The organism is Acetobacteraceae bacterium (assembly GCA_039613835.1).
Lineage (GTDB): Bacteria > Pseudomonadota > Alphaproteobacteria > Acetobacterales > Acetobacteraceae > Sorlinia.
In genome coordinates this window covers 1,780,188-1,793,458 of sequence record CP154827.1, presented here as the reverse complement: position 1 = coordinate 1,793,458, position 13,271 = coordinate 1,780,188, and the positions used below count along the sequence as shown (strand labels likewise).

The window sequence follows — 13,271 nt, the reverse complement described above, 5'->3', positions numbered from 1 at the left end:
AGGGAAAGGAACGCCCCATGCGCCGACGACTGGCATTATCATCACATATCGGCGCCATCCTGGGTTTAACGGCGATCCTTTGCGCACGTGCCGGGGCGGCCACTCTACCATCGCAGCATGACATGGTGTTGGCCTCGACGGGTGAAGCAACTTACACGCTGACGGATCTACGCCCCTTTCCCCTGGTGATTGATCACGCCTATCGCACCGACATCATCACTGGGGATGCGCTCGCACGCGGCTATCATAGCAATTGGTTTGCACGGACGATGTCCGGGTTTCATCTCGCCAGCATGATGCGTCACCCTGAGCCATGGCGGCGCGTCAAACCCGCAGCAATGTTGCGACTGAATAAGCCCATTCTTCTTTCCGCGCAGTCTTTTCATATGGAGGCGCGGCTCCTGGTCGGGAAGGCGCCTGACCGCGTCAATCTCGATATTGCCCGCTTCCGCGCGGATGCGACACTCACGCCGCTGGCGCTCTTCGTGCAAGGGGATACGATCCGTCTGCGTCATTGCCTGACGCGCAAAAAAAATGCGAAACGATTATCGTGGGGACGTTGGCGCAGGGTCGAGGAGCGCATATCATCATGGATGCCCGCCCGGGAGGCGCGCTGAACGTCCGGGTTAATGGCACGCCAAATGTCATTCCGCTTTCATCATTTAAATCGGGGCAGCAACTCTTTTTTGAGACGGGGATCGAGTCGGATAATGATGTTAACGAAGAGTACGCTCCGGAAAGCGCTGAACTTCTCTCCCTGACGATCCGTAGCTGATTAAAAACGTGTGCCGATCACGGCAACACTGAACGCGATAAAAATCAGGCCTGACGCGATATTAAAGGCGTAACTGACGCGCGGCCGCGCCAGGAGGGCCGAGAGACGTGCGCCGCCAACCGCATAAGCCACCAGCCACATCGCCTCCCCGATCATGAATGTCGTGAACAGAATAACGAATTGCGGCACGGCATCGCGGTGCCAGTCGATAAATTGCGGGAAAAACGCGACGGAGAAGAGAATCAGTTTGGGGTTGCTGATCCCGATCAGGAAGCCCCGCCGCATATTGAGGCGCGTGCCACGCAGGCGCTTTTCCTGCAATGTCGGTTCAGGCGTGAAACTTGTGCGCCGCCAGTGATAGATTGCCGACGCACCGAGGTAAAACAGATAGGCCCCGCCACAATATTTGATAACGTCAAACCATCGCGGCTCCGCATGCATAAAAGCGCCAAGCCCCGCTGCGGATATTGTGTTGACCAGCAGGGAAGCCGCCAGACAGCCGAGCGACGATGCCAGGCTCTGACGAAAACCTTCATGGACGGAGATCGTCAGTGTCTGAAGCATATTCGGCCCGGGGATACCGAAAAGGCCAAAAACCGTCCCGCAGAAAAGCAGCCAGATATGGGCGTCGATCAAATTTTGTCCCTGCCTCTTATTTTAAATCTGATCCGCGTGCCCCTCATGCGCCTGAATGCGGTAGAGGTGATTATAGACACCTTCCGGCAGGTTAAGAAGGGCGTCATGTGACCCGTCCTCAACGATGCGACCCTGCTGAAAAACAATGATGCGGTCAAGGGAGCGCACGGTTGACAGGCGATGGGCGATGACGATCACCGTCCGCCCCAACATGAGGCGATCCATGGCTTCGTTGACAAGAAGTTCGGATTGAGAGTCAAGGCTTGAGGTGGCCTCATCAAAAATCACGATAGGTGCATCTGCGAGAAAGGCCCGGGCAATGGCAACACGCTGACGTTCCCCGCCGGAGAGTTTAACGCCGCGCTCACCGACCAATGTTTTATATCCCTCGGGGAGATGAGCAATAAAATCATGCGCATTGGCCTGCTTCGCCGCGCGTTCAATATCAGCCTGGGAGGCGGTCGGATTCGCGTAAGCGATATTTTCCGCCAAGGAGCGATGAAATAATGCGGGGTCCTGCGGTACGATGGCGATCTGACCGCGTAGGGAGGAAAGGCTGAAATCACGCAGGTCCGTGCCATCAATGGAGATGCTGCCTGCCTGCGGGTCATAAAGCCGTTGCAGCAGTTTGACGAAACTGGACTTGCCGGAGCCACTTCGCCCCACCAGCGCCACGCTTGTCCCCCCTTCGATCGATACGGAAAAATCAGTGAAGAGTGAACGTGTTGTGCCCGGATAAACAAATGTCACCTTGTCAAAACGGATCCCTCCGCGATGGATGGCGATGTCTTTCGCATGCGCTGAGTCCGCGACATCTGTTTCATGGTCAAAAATCGCGACCATCTCTTCCATCTCATTGACGCCACGTTGGAGCTGCGACACCTGGTTACCGAGGTCACGCAAGTAACCTTGGATGAGGAAGACCATCGTCAGCACATAAGCGACCCGCCCGGCATCCGCGCGCCCCTCCCACCACCGCCAGATGACGATGGCAATCAGCGCGAGGCGCATCAAAAGCGAGGCCAGAGCCTGCAGATTACCGCTATCCGTCCCGCGGATCCAGCTCTTGCGTGTACGTTGCTGCCACATCTCCATCACGTGATGCAGGCGTAATTTCTCCCGCATTTCCGCACCGAAAGATTTAACGGTCGCGTTGCAGGTGATGGCATCAGCAATCGCGGCACCCACCCGGGAATCCCATTGGTTGGAAATGCGTGACGTGGGTGACACATAAAAAATTGTCAGCGCGATGGAAAGCGCGACAAATAACAGGATCGATATGATGAGAATGGCACCCATCAGCGGATCACGAAATGTCAGCACCCCCGCTGTACCGCCAAGGACGAGAATTTGCGGCAGCAGCGCCAGAAGCAGAACATCATCAACCGTGTCCAATGCCCACATGCCGCGCGTCAGACGCCGGACGGTTGAACCCGCAAAAGTATTGGCGTGCCAATCGGTTGAGAAATGCTGGACGCGGTCAAACCCTTCAACAAGGACGGACCGCATCACCCGCGTGGATAATTTGGTAATGCCGACATACATGGAGCGGCGCCCGATGACGGAGAGGAGGCCCAATATCGCCATCGCGCTGACCGCCCAGATCGCCGCATGGAGGGATGCGGCACGGTCCGCACTTACGGAATGGCCTATAGGCGCGATGGCGCTGATCAGCCACCCTGCCACGACCGGCATCACGACATCGCAGGCCGTCGCAACAGCTACGCCCATCAGGGTTCGCGACAGGGCACGCGGCTCCCGCAGCCATCTTGTGATGACGAAGTGCAGCGTTCTGCCATATCCGATCCGCTGCGACCGATGAGGTGTTTCAAACTCTGTCATAAAATAATTGCATCCTTTGACGCACCTGCCTAACAGCTGATGAAACCGCCATGTCGGCAGGTTCCATGTGGCATAAGCGTCGTGCCGAGTCCGTCATATCGACATAAACCAGGCCTGATCCATGACCCTATCCGCTGCCCCCGCGTCGCGCGCCATGACAAAAAAACAAGCGTCCAGCTTCATTACGGCGCTTGCTCATGCGCGCCCGGACGCTGAGAGCGAACTTGTTTACGCATCACCTTTTGAGCTGCTCGTCGCCGTCGCACTCTCTGCCCAGGCAACAGACAAGTCCGTTAATAAAGTCACGTCTTCCCTCTTCGCCGCCGCGCCGGACCCGGCTGCGCTGGCGCTTTTGGGGGAAGAAGCCATTGCCGCACACATACGTAGTATCGGACTCTGGCGTTCAAAGGCCCGAAACTTAAATAAACTTTGCCATCAGCTCTGTACCCTTCATAATGGCGCCGTCCCATCCAACCGGAAAGAGCTTGAAGCACTTGCCGGGGTGGGGCGCAAAACCGCGAATGTCGTCCTCAGTGTGATTTTTGGAGAGGATGCCATGGCGGTCGACACCCATATTTTCCGTATCGGCAATCGTACCGGCCTGGCGCCGGGCAAAACACCCCGACAGGTGGAAGACGGCCTGCGGCGCGTCATCCCGCCCGACATGCTGCGCCCGGCCCATCACTGGCTGATTCTGCACGGGCGCTATACGTGCAGGGCGCGCCACCCTCTCTGCAGCACATGCCCGGCCTTTACGCCCTGCCAATTTCCCCTGAAAGGCCGGAATGCCGATCCGCTACCCGATGATAAAAGTGCTGTCGCCGCCAATCCGGATTGATCCGCCCTGACATGGCCTGCGAGACGCGCCCACCCCTTGCGACGCACAACACGCGCCGCCATGATGCGTTGGAAGAGATGCACGGCATCGAGATAAGGGGACAGGAGCTGATTTTCGAATGACATCTCTAGGTCTTTTTGCATCGCTTTTATGCCTTGCGACACTCCTCGGCATCGTCAATGCGCGCACTTTGAAGCTGCCGGACACGATTGGCATTCTGCTTTACGCTTTATGCCTGTCCATTTTCATCCGTGTTCCCGACACGATGATGCCTCAGCTTGACCTGCACAGCCTGCCCAGTCGCATCATCGCCCTCGCCGATCTGCCCGGTAATCTGCTGAATGGCGCATTGTCCTTCCTGCTCTTTGCCGGGGCGCTTCATGTTGATGTTGAGCAGATCGCCCGCAAGAAATGGCAGGTCGAAGCGCTCGCCATCATCGGGACGATTTTATCTGTCGGTTTCCTGTCAGGGGCGATGTGGCTCGGGGGGCAGATCCTGCATGTCAATCTGCCTTTTTTATGGTGCCTCCTGCTTGGTGCCATTATCGCGCTGACGGATCCGTTTTCCGTCATCGGCATGTTGCGGCAGTTTGGCCTGCCAGCCTCCCTCCGCGCCGTCTTCGCGGGGGAAAGCCTGTTGAATGACGGTGTGGCCATTGTGATATTCGGGCTTGCCATGTCTGTGATTTCGGGGCAGGAAAGCCATATCAGCTTCGGTCTCGCAGCAGAGTATTTCGCGCTTGAAGCTGTCGGTGGTGCCTTGCTTGGCGGCCTGGCCGGGGCGGTCGGCGCGTATTGCTGGCGGCTGGCACGACGCCCCCAATTGCAGTTGCTCGTCTCGCTCAGTATCGCAACCGGCGCGTTCAGCCTTGCGCAGGCGCTGGAAATGTCCGGTCCCATCGCTGTTGTGGTGGCCGGGTTCTGCCTTGCAGGGCGTTACGCGCAGAAGCAGCTCGATGCAGAAACGCGCCAGATGCTGCTTGCCTTCTGGGATTTGATTGATGAGATCCTCAACGCCCTGCTCTTTATGCTGATCGGCCTGACGGTCTTCTCGATCCTGCCGCAACGTCATTCTGCGACGCTGCTTCTGCTCGGCATCCCGCTCTCCATTCTCACCCAAGGGTTGACGATGGCACCGGTCGCGCGGCGCCTCTACCCGGAAACGCGACGATAAAGGTGTCACGCGCCTTATTCCTCCGGCGCGAGGGGCAGATTAGGGGCGCCCTGCCCACCATTTAAAGGGACCCACAGAGCCGCGCGCCCCGCCATGAGCGATCCGTGACAAGTCGCGGCGGTGAGGCGCCCATATAAATGGCAACGGCACCCTCCCGCCATGCATGAAAGCGGTCAATCTGCCCCGCTTCACGACAGAGGGGCCGCGCGGACGCAACATTGATTTTGATGACGCTCCTGGCGCAAAAGTCGGCACGCGTCCTCTTCGAAGCGCGACGCGGCCCCGAGAAATGAAACAGGACGTCCCGGCCCGCAACGTTCAGAAGGCAGAGATCACCATCACAATTCATCTCCGGGTCATGCCGCAGATCGTCAAATGCACTCGCTTTGAGGGAGAAATCATCCAGCCATTTCTGTGCCGTTCCTTTCTGCATGAATCCTGGCTTCGTTAGATAAAGGGCCTGACCGCGCCGCACCACAATCAGAGCAGCGTCGGATAATACGAGAATGTCAGGACGCATCACCAGCCAGGGGGACGCCACCACCACCGCGATGCCGATCAGCGCCGCCAAACGCCACGCGCTGCGGACAAGACACAGGAAGTAGAGACTGACGCCATAGACCAGCATCGCCCAATCCGGCGCGTGCGGTATGGAAATTTGCGCAATGGGAAAATGCGTGACCCACTCCGCCAACGCATTGATGCATGAAATGCCATAACGCATCACCTGCAGAAACCCGCCTTCCAGATGAAACGGCATGGCGAGAAGCGCCATCACTCTCATGGGCATGATGAAAATCGCCGCAATCGGCACCGCCACGATATTCGCGAGGATGAACCAGGGCTGCACAACATTGAAATGCGCCGCCACGATGGGCAGCGTCGCTAACCCCGCGAAGAAACTGGTCGCGGTGAGCATGACAAGATGCGTCCGCATCTTCGCCAGAACATCCCGTCGATGGTGCAGCCGCCGCATCAAGGGCCACAATTTTTCATAGCCGGTGATCAAGGGCCAATACGGCTTCGAAAGACATCTGAAACGACACATCCAGCGCGACAGAGGGGCGCGCGATCAGCAAAGTCATAGCCACGAGAGCCCAGGAGCGCAGGGAAAGCGCCTGCCGCCCCGTCATAAGTGCCAGAACGACGAGTGTCGCCATGCCAAAACTGCGCAAAGCGGGAAGATGTGCGCCTGTCAGGGTAACGTAACAAGCACCCATCATCCACGCCGCGCCGAAGGCTATCTCACGGCACGGCCAGTTAAGCGCCGCGCGTGGCCAGAGCACCAATGCATGACGGAGCAGAAACAGCGTGAATCCCATAACAAAGCCCAGACGCAAACCCGCCACCGCCAGCAAATGGGCGAGGCCCGAGGAAGCCGCGTAAATATCGCGTGCGTGTCTGCTGAGCCCGCCCGTCTTACCGCAGAGGATGGTTTGGGCAATCGCCCCCACCTTGCCCCAACAGATGCTGCGCGATGCGGCGCGCGACTTTCTCCCTCAGTGACACCATGCCCTCTCGATTGAGGAACGCGCGCTTTGCCACCATCGGCTGCACGAGTCCGAGCGCGTAGCCACGACCCGCCTCTCCTGAAAACCAGGCCTCACGCTGCATATCGCGTGCACCGGGACAAACAGGCCAGGGCGGCGGGCGGAGCATGGCGCGCACGCGCACCATCTGCCCTGACGAGAGCGGCGTCACGTCCTGAGGCTTGAGGCGAATGAGCAGATCGCGACCATGGGTGCCATGCCCGCATTCAACCAGTCATGCAAAAGAACATGATAGAGGCGGACGCGCCGCGTTGGTTCCTGCCCCTCTTCCCGCGGGGTCATAACGGTTCGCAGATGCGACCCGAGATTTCAACAGCATGGCGCGGAAGATAAGGCATAGCCGGTCGGGAATGCGCGTCCCATCGTGCCGCGAGGAAACCCCGGCAATGAGGATCATGGCAAGGCCCGCACATCGAAAAACACAGGCGTGCCATTTCAGGACGGTGATCAGGAGGCCAGCGGCCAGAAAGGCCATGGAAAAAACGAGACCCGGCTCGTGTCGCGGCAGAAAAATAAATGGCGACGCCGACACACCCTAAAAGCGGCATCCAGGCGAGGAGACGCCGCCAGGATTCGGCCAAAATGCGTTCGACCTTTCCCAGAATATGGGCAGCAAAGCCCTTTAAGATGCGTCGACCGTTGTGATGTGGAATGGGACTCGATGAGATAACGTCGCTCCCCGATTATCTTCCTCATCGCGGGTGGCTTTTGTGAAGGCCTGAACCATCCCCACCGCCAATGCAGAATATGGCACTTGATCCCTTGGGAGGGAAAATGACAGGCGTCATTTATCCGGCCCGTCCAAGCGCTGCCACAGCGCTTTACATCCATTGCCGGGGCACGGATTGCTGAAGCAGCCGCGCCCGCGCCAACATGAATCGCCAGTTCACGCAAACCCGAGGGTTCAGATCCGTCGCCTGCCAACCAAAACACGCGAGCACTCTTTATTAAGTCAATAGTCTCCTTTCCGGAGACATGCTATGAGGCGTGATATGATCGTTCGCACTCGATTTGCCCCTTCTCCGACGGGATTGCTGCATATTGGCAATGCTCGAGCTGCCCTTTTCAATTATCTTTTTGCCCGCCATCACAAAGGTGAATTCCTCCTTCGTATCGAAGATACGGACCGGGAACGTTCGACGCAGAAAGCGGTCGATGTCATTCTGGACGGTTTGGACTGGTTGGGCCTTAAACCGGATGCAGCGCCCGTTTTTCAATCCACGCGCCAGCAGCGTCATACGGAAGTCGCTCAGGAATTTCTGGCGCGCGGCCTCGCCTATAAATGTTTCTGCACACCTAATGAGCTGAAATTAATGCGTGAGCAGGCGGTCGCGCAGGGCCTCCCGCCGCGATATAACGGCTTCTGGCGTGACCGTGACCCCTCTAAAGCCCCGTCGGGCGCGCCTTTTTCCGTGCGGCTCAAAGCGCCGAAAGAGGGTGAAACCGTCATTGAAGATCTCGTTCAGGGTACAGTGCGTGTCGCCAATGCCGAGATGGATGACCTCATCATTCTACGCTCGGACGGCTCACCCACTTATTTGCATGCCGTGGTTTGTGACGATCATGATATGGAAATCACCCATGTCATTCGCGGCGATGACCATCTGACGAACACATTTCGTCAGGCCATGATTTATCGTGCCATGGGTTGGGCGCTCCCGCAATTTGCGCATCTTCCGCTGATCCACGGGCCGGACGGGGCGAAATTATCCAAAAGGCACGGCGCGCAATCCGTTGTTGATTTCCGTGAGGCCGGTTATCTGCCGGAAGCTTTGTGCAATTATCTCCTCCGCCTCGGCTGGGGCCATGACGATGCGGAGATCCTCTCACGGGAGGAGCAGATCGCCCTTTTTGACCTTGATGGCGTCGGGCGCGCGCCTTCTCGGATGGATTACACCAAACTCGCCCATCTCAATGGCGTCTATCTCAGAGAGGCTGACCCCGCGCGTCTGACGGAGGACGTCGCCGCGCGCCTTGCTGACAGGCGCGACGTCATTGTTGATAACCTTTTCCGAGAACGCGTGTTGAAGCTCATGCCCGGTTTGCAAGCACGCGCCAAACTCCTGACGGACCTTGCTGAGAGCGCGGCCTTCCTCGGTAAAAAGCCGCCTTTGACTTTTGATGCCAAGGCGGAAAAACTTCTCGACGCGCCGACGCAGGCCGTTTTGCGCCGTATTGCTGACAAGCTCGCCCCGCTATCCCCCTTTGACGCCTCCTCGATCGATGCGGCCCTCCGCGCCTTTGCAGAGGAGACGGGCCTCAAACTCGGCCAGGTCGCGCAACCTCTGCGCGCAGCGATGACCGGGAGTTTGGTGTCACCCGGCATTGACGCGACATTGGCGGCGCTCGGGCGCGACGATGTGCTGGCACGGATCGGAGCCGCGACGGGCCATGGCTGAGCTTTCCTCACGGCTTCATCTTCTGGGGATTGCAGGCATGTCCAAAAAGGACATCCTTCTCTATCTCGACCTCGCTGAAAATTACGTTCTGCTCAGCCGGTCACGTTCATCCCCGCGTGAAGCTTTGAGGGGGCGCACGGTTGTCAATCTGTTCTTCGAGGACAGCACCCGCACCCGCACCAGTTTTGAGTTGGCAGGCAAGCGGCTGGGGGCCGATGTCATTAATATGACGGTCGCCACATCGTCCGTTAATAAGGGTGAGACGCTTCTCGACACAGCCGCGACGCTGAATGCCATGCGTTGTGATTTGCTGGTGGTGCGTCACGGCCAGTCCGGCGCACCCGCTTTACTGGCCCAGAAAGTCGATGCACACGTCGTCAATGCAGGGGACGGCATGCATGAACACCCGACCCAGGCGCTGCTTGATGCGTTGACGATCAAACGTCACCTCAACAGGCTGGACGGCCTGACTGTCGCGATCTGCGGCGATGTTGGCCACAGCCGTGTGGCGCGCTCCAACATCCATCTTCTGACCACTATGGGCAGCCAGATCCGCCTCGTTGGCCCACCAACCCTCGTCCCCTCGGTTATGGAAGAATTGGGCAATGTCACGGTCGTTCATGACATGGATGAGGGCGTCCGGGGTGCCCACGTCGTCATGATGCTGCGGATGCAGAAAGAGCGCATGGAATCCGGGCTCGTGCCCAGTATGCGTGAATATTTCCGCTTTTATGGGCTGGACCGTCGGCGCCTGCGTCTCGCGAAGGAAAATGCCCTCGTCATGCATCCCGGCCCGATGAATCGTGGTGTTGAAATCGCCTCAGATGTCGCGGACTCCGCGCAAAGCGTCATTCAGGAGCAGGTTGAAATGGGTGTCGCCATTCGTATGGCGGTGCTTGATCACCTCGCACGTTCGGAGCATGCGCCGTGAATACGCTTATCTTCGAGAATGTCGCCATCATTGATCCGGAAGCGAAGAAGTCTGTCCCGGGTCGCCTTGTCGTCAAGGATGGCTTGATCGCCGGGCACCTCCCACCAGGGACAGATGGCGTGCCGGAGGGCGCCGTGCATATTGATGGCGGCGGTGCGGCTTTGTGCCCTGGTCTGATTGACGTGCGCGCCTCAACGGGTGAGCCAGGGGCAGAATATCGTGAGACCTTCACCGCCAGTCTCGATGCGGCGGCGGCGGGCGGTGTCACAACCATGGCGTTGCTGCCCAATACGCGCCCCGCGATTGATGAGCCCGCCCTCGTACGCTTGCTCAAAGCGCGGGGTGATGAGGATGGTCGCGTCACCATTCTGCCTTACGGCGCATTAACGCATGGGTGCCTGGGCCAGGACATGGCGGAACTGGGCCGTCTGTCGGAGGCGGGCGCTATTGCCTTCACGGACGGCCCCCACGCCATTGCCGATACAAAGCGCATGCGCCAGTGCCTCGCTTATGCAAAGGGCATTGACGCGCTGGTGATGCAACATCCTGAGGACCCGTCCCTCGCCCGGGGCGGCTGCGCCACCGCCAGTGAACGCGCCACCCGACTGGGCCTGCCGCAAATCCCGCCCGCAGCGGAGGCGATCCTGATGGCGCGCGATATACGTCTGGCGGAAATGACCGGGGCACGCCTGCATTTCGCGCATGTTTCCACCGCAGAGGGGCTCGAACTGATACGCGGCGCCCGCAAACGCGGCCTCCCGATCACCTGCGATGCGGCGCCGCCTTATTTTTATCTAGATGAACGTGAGATTGAGGGTTTCCGCACTTATGCGAAACTCTCACCCCCTTTGCGAGAGACATCAGACCGGGACGCGGTGCGCGCCGCTCTGGCAGATGGCACGATTGACGCCATTGCCTCCGACCACACGCCCTGTGATGCGGATGATAAACGCCTGCCTTTTGCACAGGCACGCGCGGGCGGCACGGGTCTCGTCACGTTACTGCCGATAACCCTGTCCGAAGTTGCTGCCGGTCGGCTTAATCTGCTCCAGGCCATCCGACTGCTGACATCATCACCGGCCCGCCTTCTGGGCGTGGTGGGCGGCACACTCAGGAAAGGCCGGCCCGCGGATCTCTGCCTGTTTGACCCCAAAGCACGCTGGACGATCACGGCAGGCGCATTGGCTGGCGGCGCGCAGAATACGCCTTTCGATGGCCGAGATGTTACGGGCAAGATCATCGGCACCTGGAAGAATAGTCGCCAAACCTTTGGAGAGGGCCTAAGCCATGACGCTTAACCTTCTCTTTCTTGCCATCATTGTGCTGAGTTATCTCTGCGGCAGCATTCCCTTCGGGTTGATCCTGACACGCATGGGCGGGGAAGGCGATATCAGGCAGATTGGCTCAGGGAATATCGGTGCCACCAATGTCTTGCGCACGGGCCGGAAAGGGCTCGCAGCCCTCACATTGCTGCTCGACGGAATCAAGGGTGCCGTGCCCCTTCTTGCTCTGCGCGGGCTCGATTTTTCTCCGCTTCAACTGGGCCTTGCCTGCGCTTCCGTTGCTGTGATGATGGGTCACTGCTTCCCGGTCTGGCTGAAATTCAGAGGGGGGAAAGGCGTCGCGACCGGTCTGGGCGCGCTGATCGCTTTGTGTTGGCCCGTCGGGAGCGTGTGTTGCCTCATCTGGCTTGCAGTCGCGCGGCTCTCTCACATATCTTCCGCAGGGGCGCTTGCGGCTTCCGCGGCTTCCGTGATCCTTATCGCACCACTCAGTATGCAGCCTCTGCACGCACCTCTGCCCATCGCCACTTTCATCGTCGTGCTGATTGTCGTGATAAGACATGCCGGAAACATTCAACGGCTGGTCGCGGGGACAGAAAAACCAATCGATATTGATGCCCCGCCGCGAGATAAGATAAAGATCTAGACATCTTCTAACAAATATTGCCGACCTTGCGCGTCGGTTGCGTGGGCTTATGTCGAAGACACTCACTCCACGAGAAAAGATTGCACGTCTGCGCCTGATCCGATGTGCCGGGATCGGGCCTGTAACATTTCGCCGCCTGCTTGATGAATATTCAGATGCCTCCACCGCGATTGAAGCCCTGCCTGAGCGTTTGCGCCAGGCCGGGCACCGCGCTCTGGCCATCCCACCGGAGGGCGAGATTGAAGCGGAATGGGTCAGGACGGAGAAATGCGAGGCGCGCATCCTGTTTTTCGATGATCCCCTTTATCCACGATTGATGAAAATTGTGCCGGATGCGCCCGCGGCCGTGACAATATCGGGTGATGTCGCGCGTCTGTCCCAACGATCCGTCGCCATTGTCGGCGCGCGCAATGCCTCGGTAGCCGGGCTTCGCGTGGCGGAAACATTGGCGACAGGGCTTGCGGAGGCCGGTATTGTCGTGGTCTCCGGTCTCGCTTTGGGGATTGATCGCGCCGCCCATATGGCGGCTTTATATCCAGACTGCACGGTGGCCGCACTGGCTGGCGGGATCGACACGATTTACCCGCCTGAAAACAAGGCCCTGCGCGATGACATCGCCGCACGCGGCCGCCTGATAACGGAAGCGCCTATGGGCACTGTGCCACAGGGACGGCACTTTCCACGGCGCAACCGCTTGATTGCCGGCATGTCGCAAGGCGTCGTTATCGTGGAAGGCGGGCTCCGTTCCGGGACATTGATCACGGCGAAAATGACGCTTGGATTATGGCCGCGATATTTTTGGGGTGCCCGGCTCTCCGCTTGATCCGTGCTCCCGCGGGGGTAATGATCTGATCCGTCAGGGTGCCATTCTGACGGAAACCGTTGACGACATCTTAAGAAATCTCGCAGACACGGTTGACATGCGGCGCGCCCCGCCGCAAACAACGCGAAAAGCCTTTGATACTAAGCAGTTATCTCTGCTGGACACCTCACAGCAACCGGATAATGACCCACGACGTCGCATTGCATCTTTACTTTCCAACACACCAATTTCCGTTGACGACCTCGTCGATAAAAGTCAATGCTCCGTTTCGGTCGTGTCATCTGTTCTTTCGGCGCTGGAACTTGATGGCGAAGCGACATTTTTACCGGATGGTCAGATCGTGATGCTGCAGCCGGAAGTTTAAAGCAAGCGCC

General features: G+C 58.7%; 16 protein-coding genes. 10 read left to right on the top strand and 6 right to left on the bottom strand.

Translation table 11 applies throughout. From position 1 onward, the window contains the following. Positions 1–17: 17 nt before the first annotated feature. Entirely contained in the window at positions 18–617 is a 600-nt protein-coding gene (locus AAYR33_09940; GenBank protein XAO71261.1) for a hypothetical protein, read from the top strand. Next, positions 590–775, top strand: a complete 186-nt coding sequence (locus AAYR33_09935) for a hypothetical protein (GenBank protein XAO71260.1) — start codon at positions 590–592, stop codon at positions 773–775. The genes AAYR33_09940 and AAYR33_09935 overlap by 28 nt, the downstream gene beginning before the upstream one ends. On the opposite strand, the gene AAYR33_09930 is transcribed toward AAYR33_09935, so the two are convergent. Both AAYR33_09930 and AAYR33_09925 read right to left on the bottom strand, forming a co-directional pair. Beyond that, the gene (locus AAYR33_09930) at positions 776–1,411 is read right to left on the bottom strand and encodes a LysE family translocator (protein ID XAO71259.1); all 636 of its coding nucleotides are present in this window, start codon (positions 1,409–1,411) and stop codon (positions 776–778) included. It abuts the gene before it with no gap. Positions 1,412–1,432: 21 nt separating this feature from the next. Beyond that, the gene (locus AAYR33_09925) at positions 1,433–3,253 is read right to left on the bottom strand and encodes an ABC transporter ATP-binding protein (protein ID XAO71258.1); all 1,821 of its coding nucleotides are present in this window, start codon (positions 3,251–3,253) and stop codon (positions 1,433–1,435) included. 154 nt (positions 3,254–3,407) lie between these two features. Here AAYR33_09925 and nth point away from each other — a divergent pair, with 154 nt between their 5' ends. Together nth and AAYR33_09915 are read left to right on the top strand one after the other, a co-directional pair. Next, positions 3,408–4,091 (top strand): endonuclease III, encoded by a 684-nt coding sequence (gene nth / locus AAYR33_09920; GenBank protein ID XAO71257.1) that lies wholly within the window; start codon positions 3,408–3,410, stop codon positions 4,089–4,091. Between the two features lie 118 nt (positions 4,092–4,209). Beyond that, positions 4,210–5,265, top strand: a complete 1,056-nt coding sequence (locus tag AAYR33_09915) for a cation:proton antiporter (GenBank protein ID XAO71256.1) — start codon at positions 4,210–4,212, stop codon at positions 5,263–5,265. A 61-nt stretch (positions 5,266–5,326) separates the two neighbouring features. On the opposite strand, the gene AAYR33_09910 is transcribed toward AAYR33_09915, so the two are convergent. Genes AAYR33_09910 through AAYR33_09895 form a run of 4 tightly spaced genes read right to left on the bottom strand, consistent with a single transcriptional unit; the run spans position 5,327 to position 7,097 of the window. Beyond that, entirely contained in the window at positions 5,327–6,241 is a 915-nt protein-coding gene (locus AAYR33_09910) for a ComEC/Rec2 family competence protein (GenBank protein XAO71255.1), read from the bottom strand. 16 nt (positions 6,242–6,257) lie between these two features. Beyond that, positions 6,258–6,719: a ComEC/Rec2 family competence protein gene (locus AAYR33_09905; GenBank protein XAO71254.1), complete on the bottom strand. Its 462-nt coding sequence runs from the start codon at positions 6,717–6,719 to the stop codon at positions 6,258–6,260. Then, on the bottom strand, positions 6,685–6,966 hold the full coding sequence (locus AAYR33_09900; GenBank protein XAO71253.1) for a hypothetical protein: 282 nt from the start codon (positions 6,964–6,966) through the stop codon (positions 6,685–6,687). The genes AAYR33_09905 and AAYR33_09900 overlap by 35 nt, the downstream gene beginning before the upstream one ends. Then, complete coding sequence (locus AAYR33_09895) at positions 6,963–7,097, bottom strand: hypothetical protein (protein XAO71252.1); 135 nt, start codon at positions 7,095–7,097, stop codon at positions 6,963–6,965. Before AAYR33_09895 ends, AAYR33_09900 begins: the two co-directional genes overlap by 4 nt. 710 nt (positions 7,098–7,807) lie before the next feature. Between AAYR33_09895 and gltX the strand changes: the two genes are divergently transcribed. Genes gltX through AAYR33_09865 form a run of 6 tightly spaced genes read left to right on the top strand, consistent with a single transcriptional unit; the run spans position 7,808 to position 13,261 of the window. Further along, positions 7,808–9,214, top strand: a complete 1,407-nt coding sequence (gene gltX / locus AAYR33_09890; GenBank protein ID XAO71251.1) for a glutamate--tRNA ligase — start codon at positions 7,808–7,810, stop codon at positions 9,212–9,214. After that, positions 9,207–10,145: an aspartate carbamoyltransferase catalytic subunit gene (locus AAYR33_09885; GenBank protein ID XAO71250.1), complete on the top strand. Its 939-nt coding sequence runs from the start codon at positions 9,207–9,209 to the stop codon at positions 10,143–10,145. Before gltX ends, AAYR33_09885 begins: the two co-directional genes overlap by 8 nt. Beyond that, positions 10,142–11,443, top strand: coding sequence for a dihydroorotase (locus AAYR33_09880; protein ID XAO71249.1), 1,302 nt, complete (start codon positions 10,142–10,144; stop codon positions 11,441–11,443). Before AAYR33_09885 ends, AAYR33_09880 begins: the two co-directional genes overlap by 4 nt. Then, a complete protein-coding gene (gene plsY / locus AAYR33_09875; GenBank protein ID XAO71248.1) occupies positions 11,433–12,074 on the top strand; it encodes a glycerol-3-phosphate 1-O-acyltransferase PlsY in 642 nt (213 codons plus the stop codon). The genes AAYR33_09880 and plsY overlap by 11 nt, the downstream gene beginning before the upstream one ends. A gap of 49 nt (positions 12,075–12,123) precedes the next feature. Continuing rightward, positions 12,124–12,897, top strand: coding sequence for a DNA-processing protein DprA (locus AAYR33_09870; protein XAO71247.1), 774 nt, complete (start codon positions 12,124–12,126; stop codon positions 12,895–12,897). Further along, complete coding sequence (locus tag AAYR33_09865; protein XAO71246.1) at positions 12,878–13,261, top strand: hypothetical protein; 384 nt, start codon at positions 12,878–12,880, stop codon at positions 13,259–13,261. Before AAYR33_09870 ends, AAYR33_09865 begins: the two co-directional genes overlap by 20 nt. The last annotated feature ends 10 nt before the right edge of the window (positions 13,262–13,271 follow it).

What these genes read in the sequence shown, in the direction of transcription:
- gltX (XAO71251.1), top strand. Translation starts at nt 7,808, where the DNA reads ATGATCGTTCGCACTCGATTTGCCCCTTCTCCGACGGGATTGCTGCAT.
- AAYR33_09940 (XAO71261.1), top strand. Translation starts at nt 18, where the DNA reads ATGCGCCGACGACTGGCATTATCATCACATATCGGCGCCATCCTGGGT.
- AAYR33_09915 (XAO71256.1), top strand. Translation starts at nt 4,210, where the DNA reads ATGACATCTCTAGGTCTTTTTGCATCGCTTTTATGCCTTGCGACACTC.
- AAYR33_09925 (XAO71258.1), bottom strand. Translation starts at nt 3,253, where the DNA reads ATGACAGAGTTTGAAACACCTCATCGGTCGCAGCGGATCGGATATGGC.
- AAYR33_09935 (XAO71260.1), top strand. Translation starts at nt 590, where the DNA reads ATGGATGCCCGCCCGGGAGGCGCGCTGAACGTCCGGGTTAATGGCACG.
- plsY (XAO71248.1), top strand. Translation starts at nt 11,433, where the DNA reads ATGACGCTTAACCTTCTCTTTCTTGCCATCATTGTGCTGAGTTATCTC.
- AAYR33_09910 (XAO71255.1), bottom strand. Translation starts at nt 6,241, where the DNA reads ATGCGGCGGCTGCACCATCGACGGGATGTTCTGGCGAAGATGCGGACG.
- AAYR33_09870 (XAO71247.1), top strand. Translation starts at nt 12,124, where the DNA reads ATGTCGAAGACACTCACTCCACGAGAAAAGATTGCACGTCTGCGCCTG.
- AAYR33_09885 (XAO71250.1), top strand. Translation starts at nt 9,207, where the DNA reads ATGGCTGAGCTTTCCTCACGGCTTCATCTTCTGGGGATTGCAGGCATG.
- nth (XAO71257.1), top strand. Translation starts at nt 3,408, where the DNA reads ATGACAAAAAAACAAGCGTCCAGCTTCATTACGGCGCTTGCTCATGCG.
- AAYR33_09895 (XAO71252.1), bottom strand. Translation starts at nt 7,097, where the DNA reads ATGACCCCGCGGGAAGAGGGGCAGGAACCAACGCGGCGCGTCCGCCTC.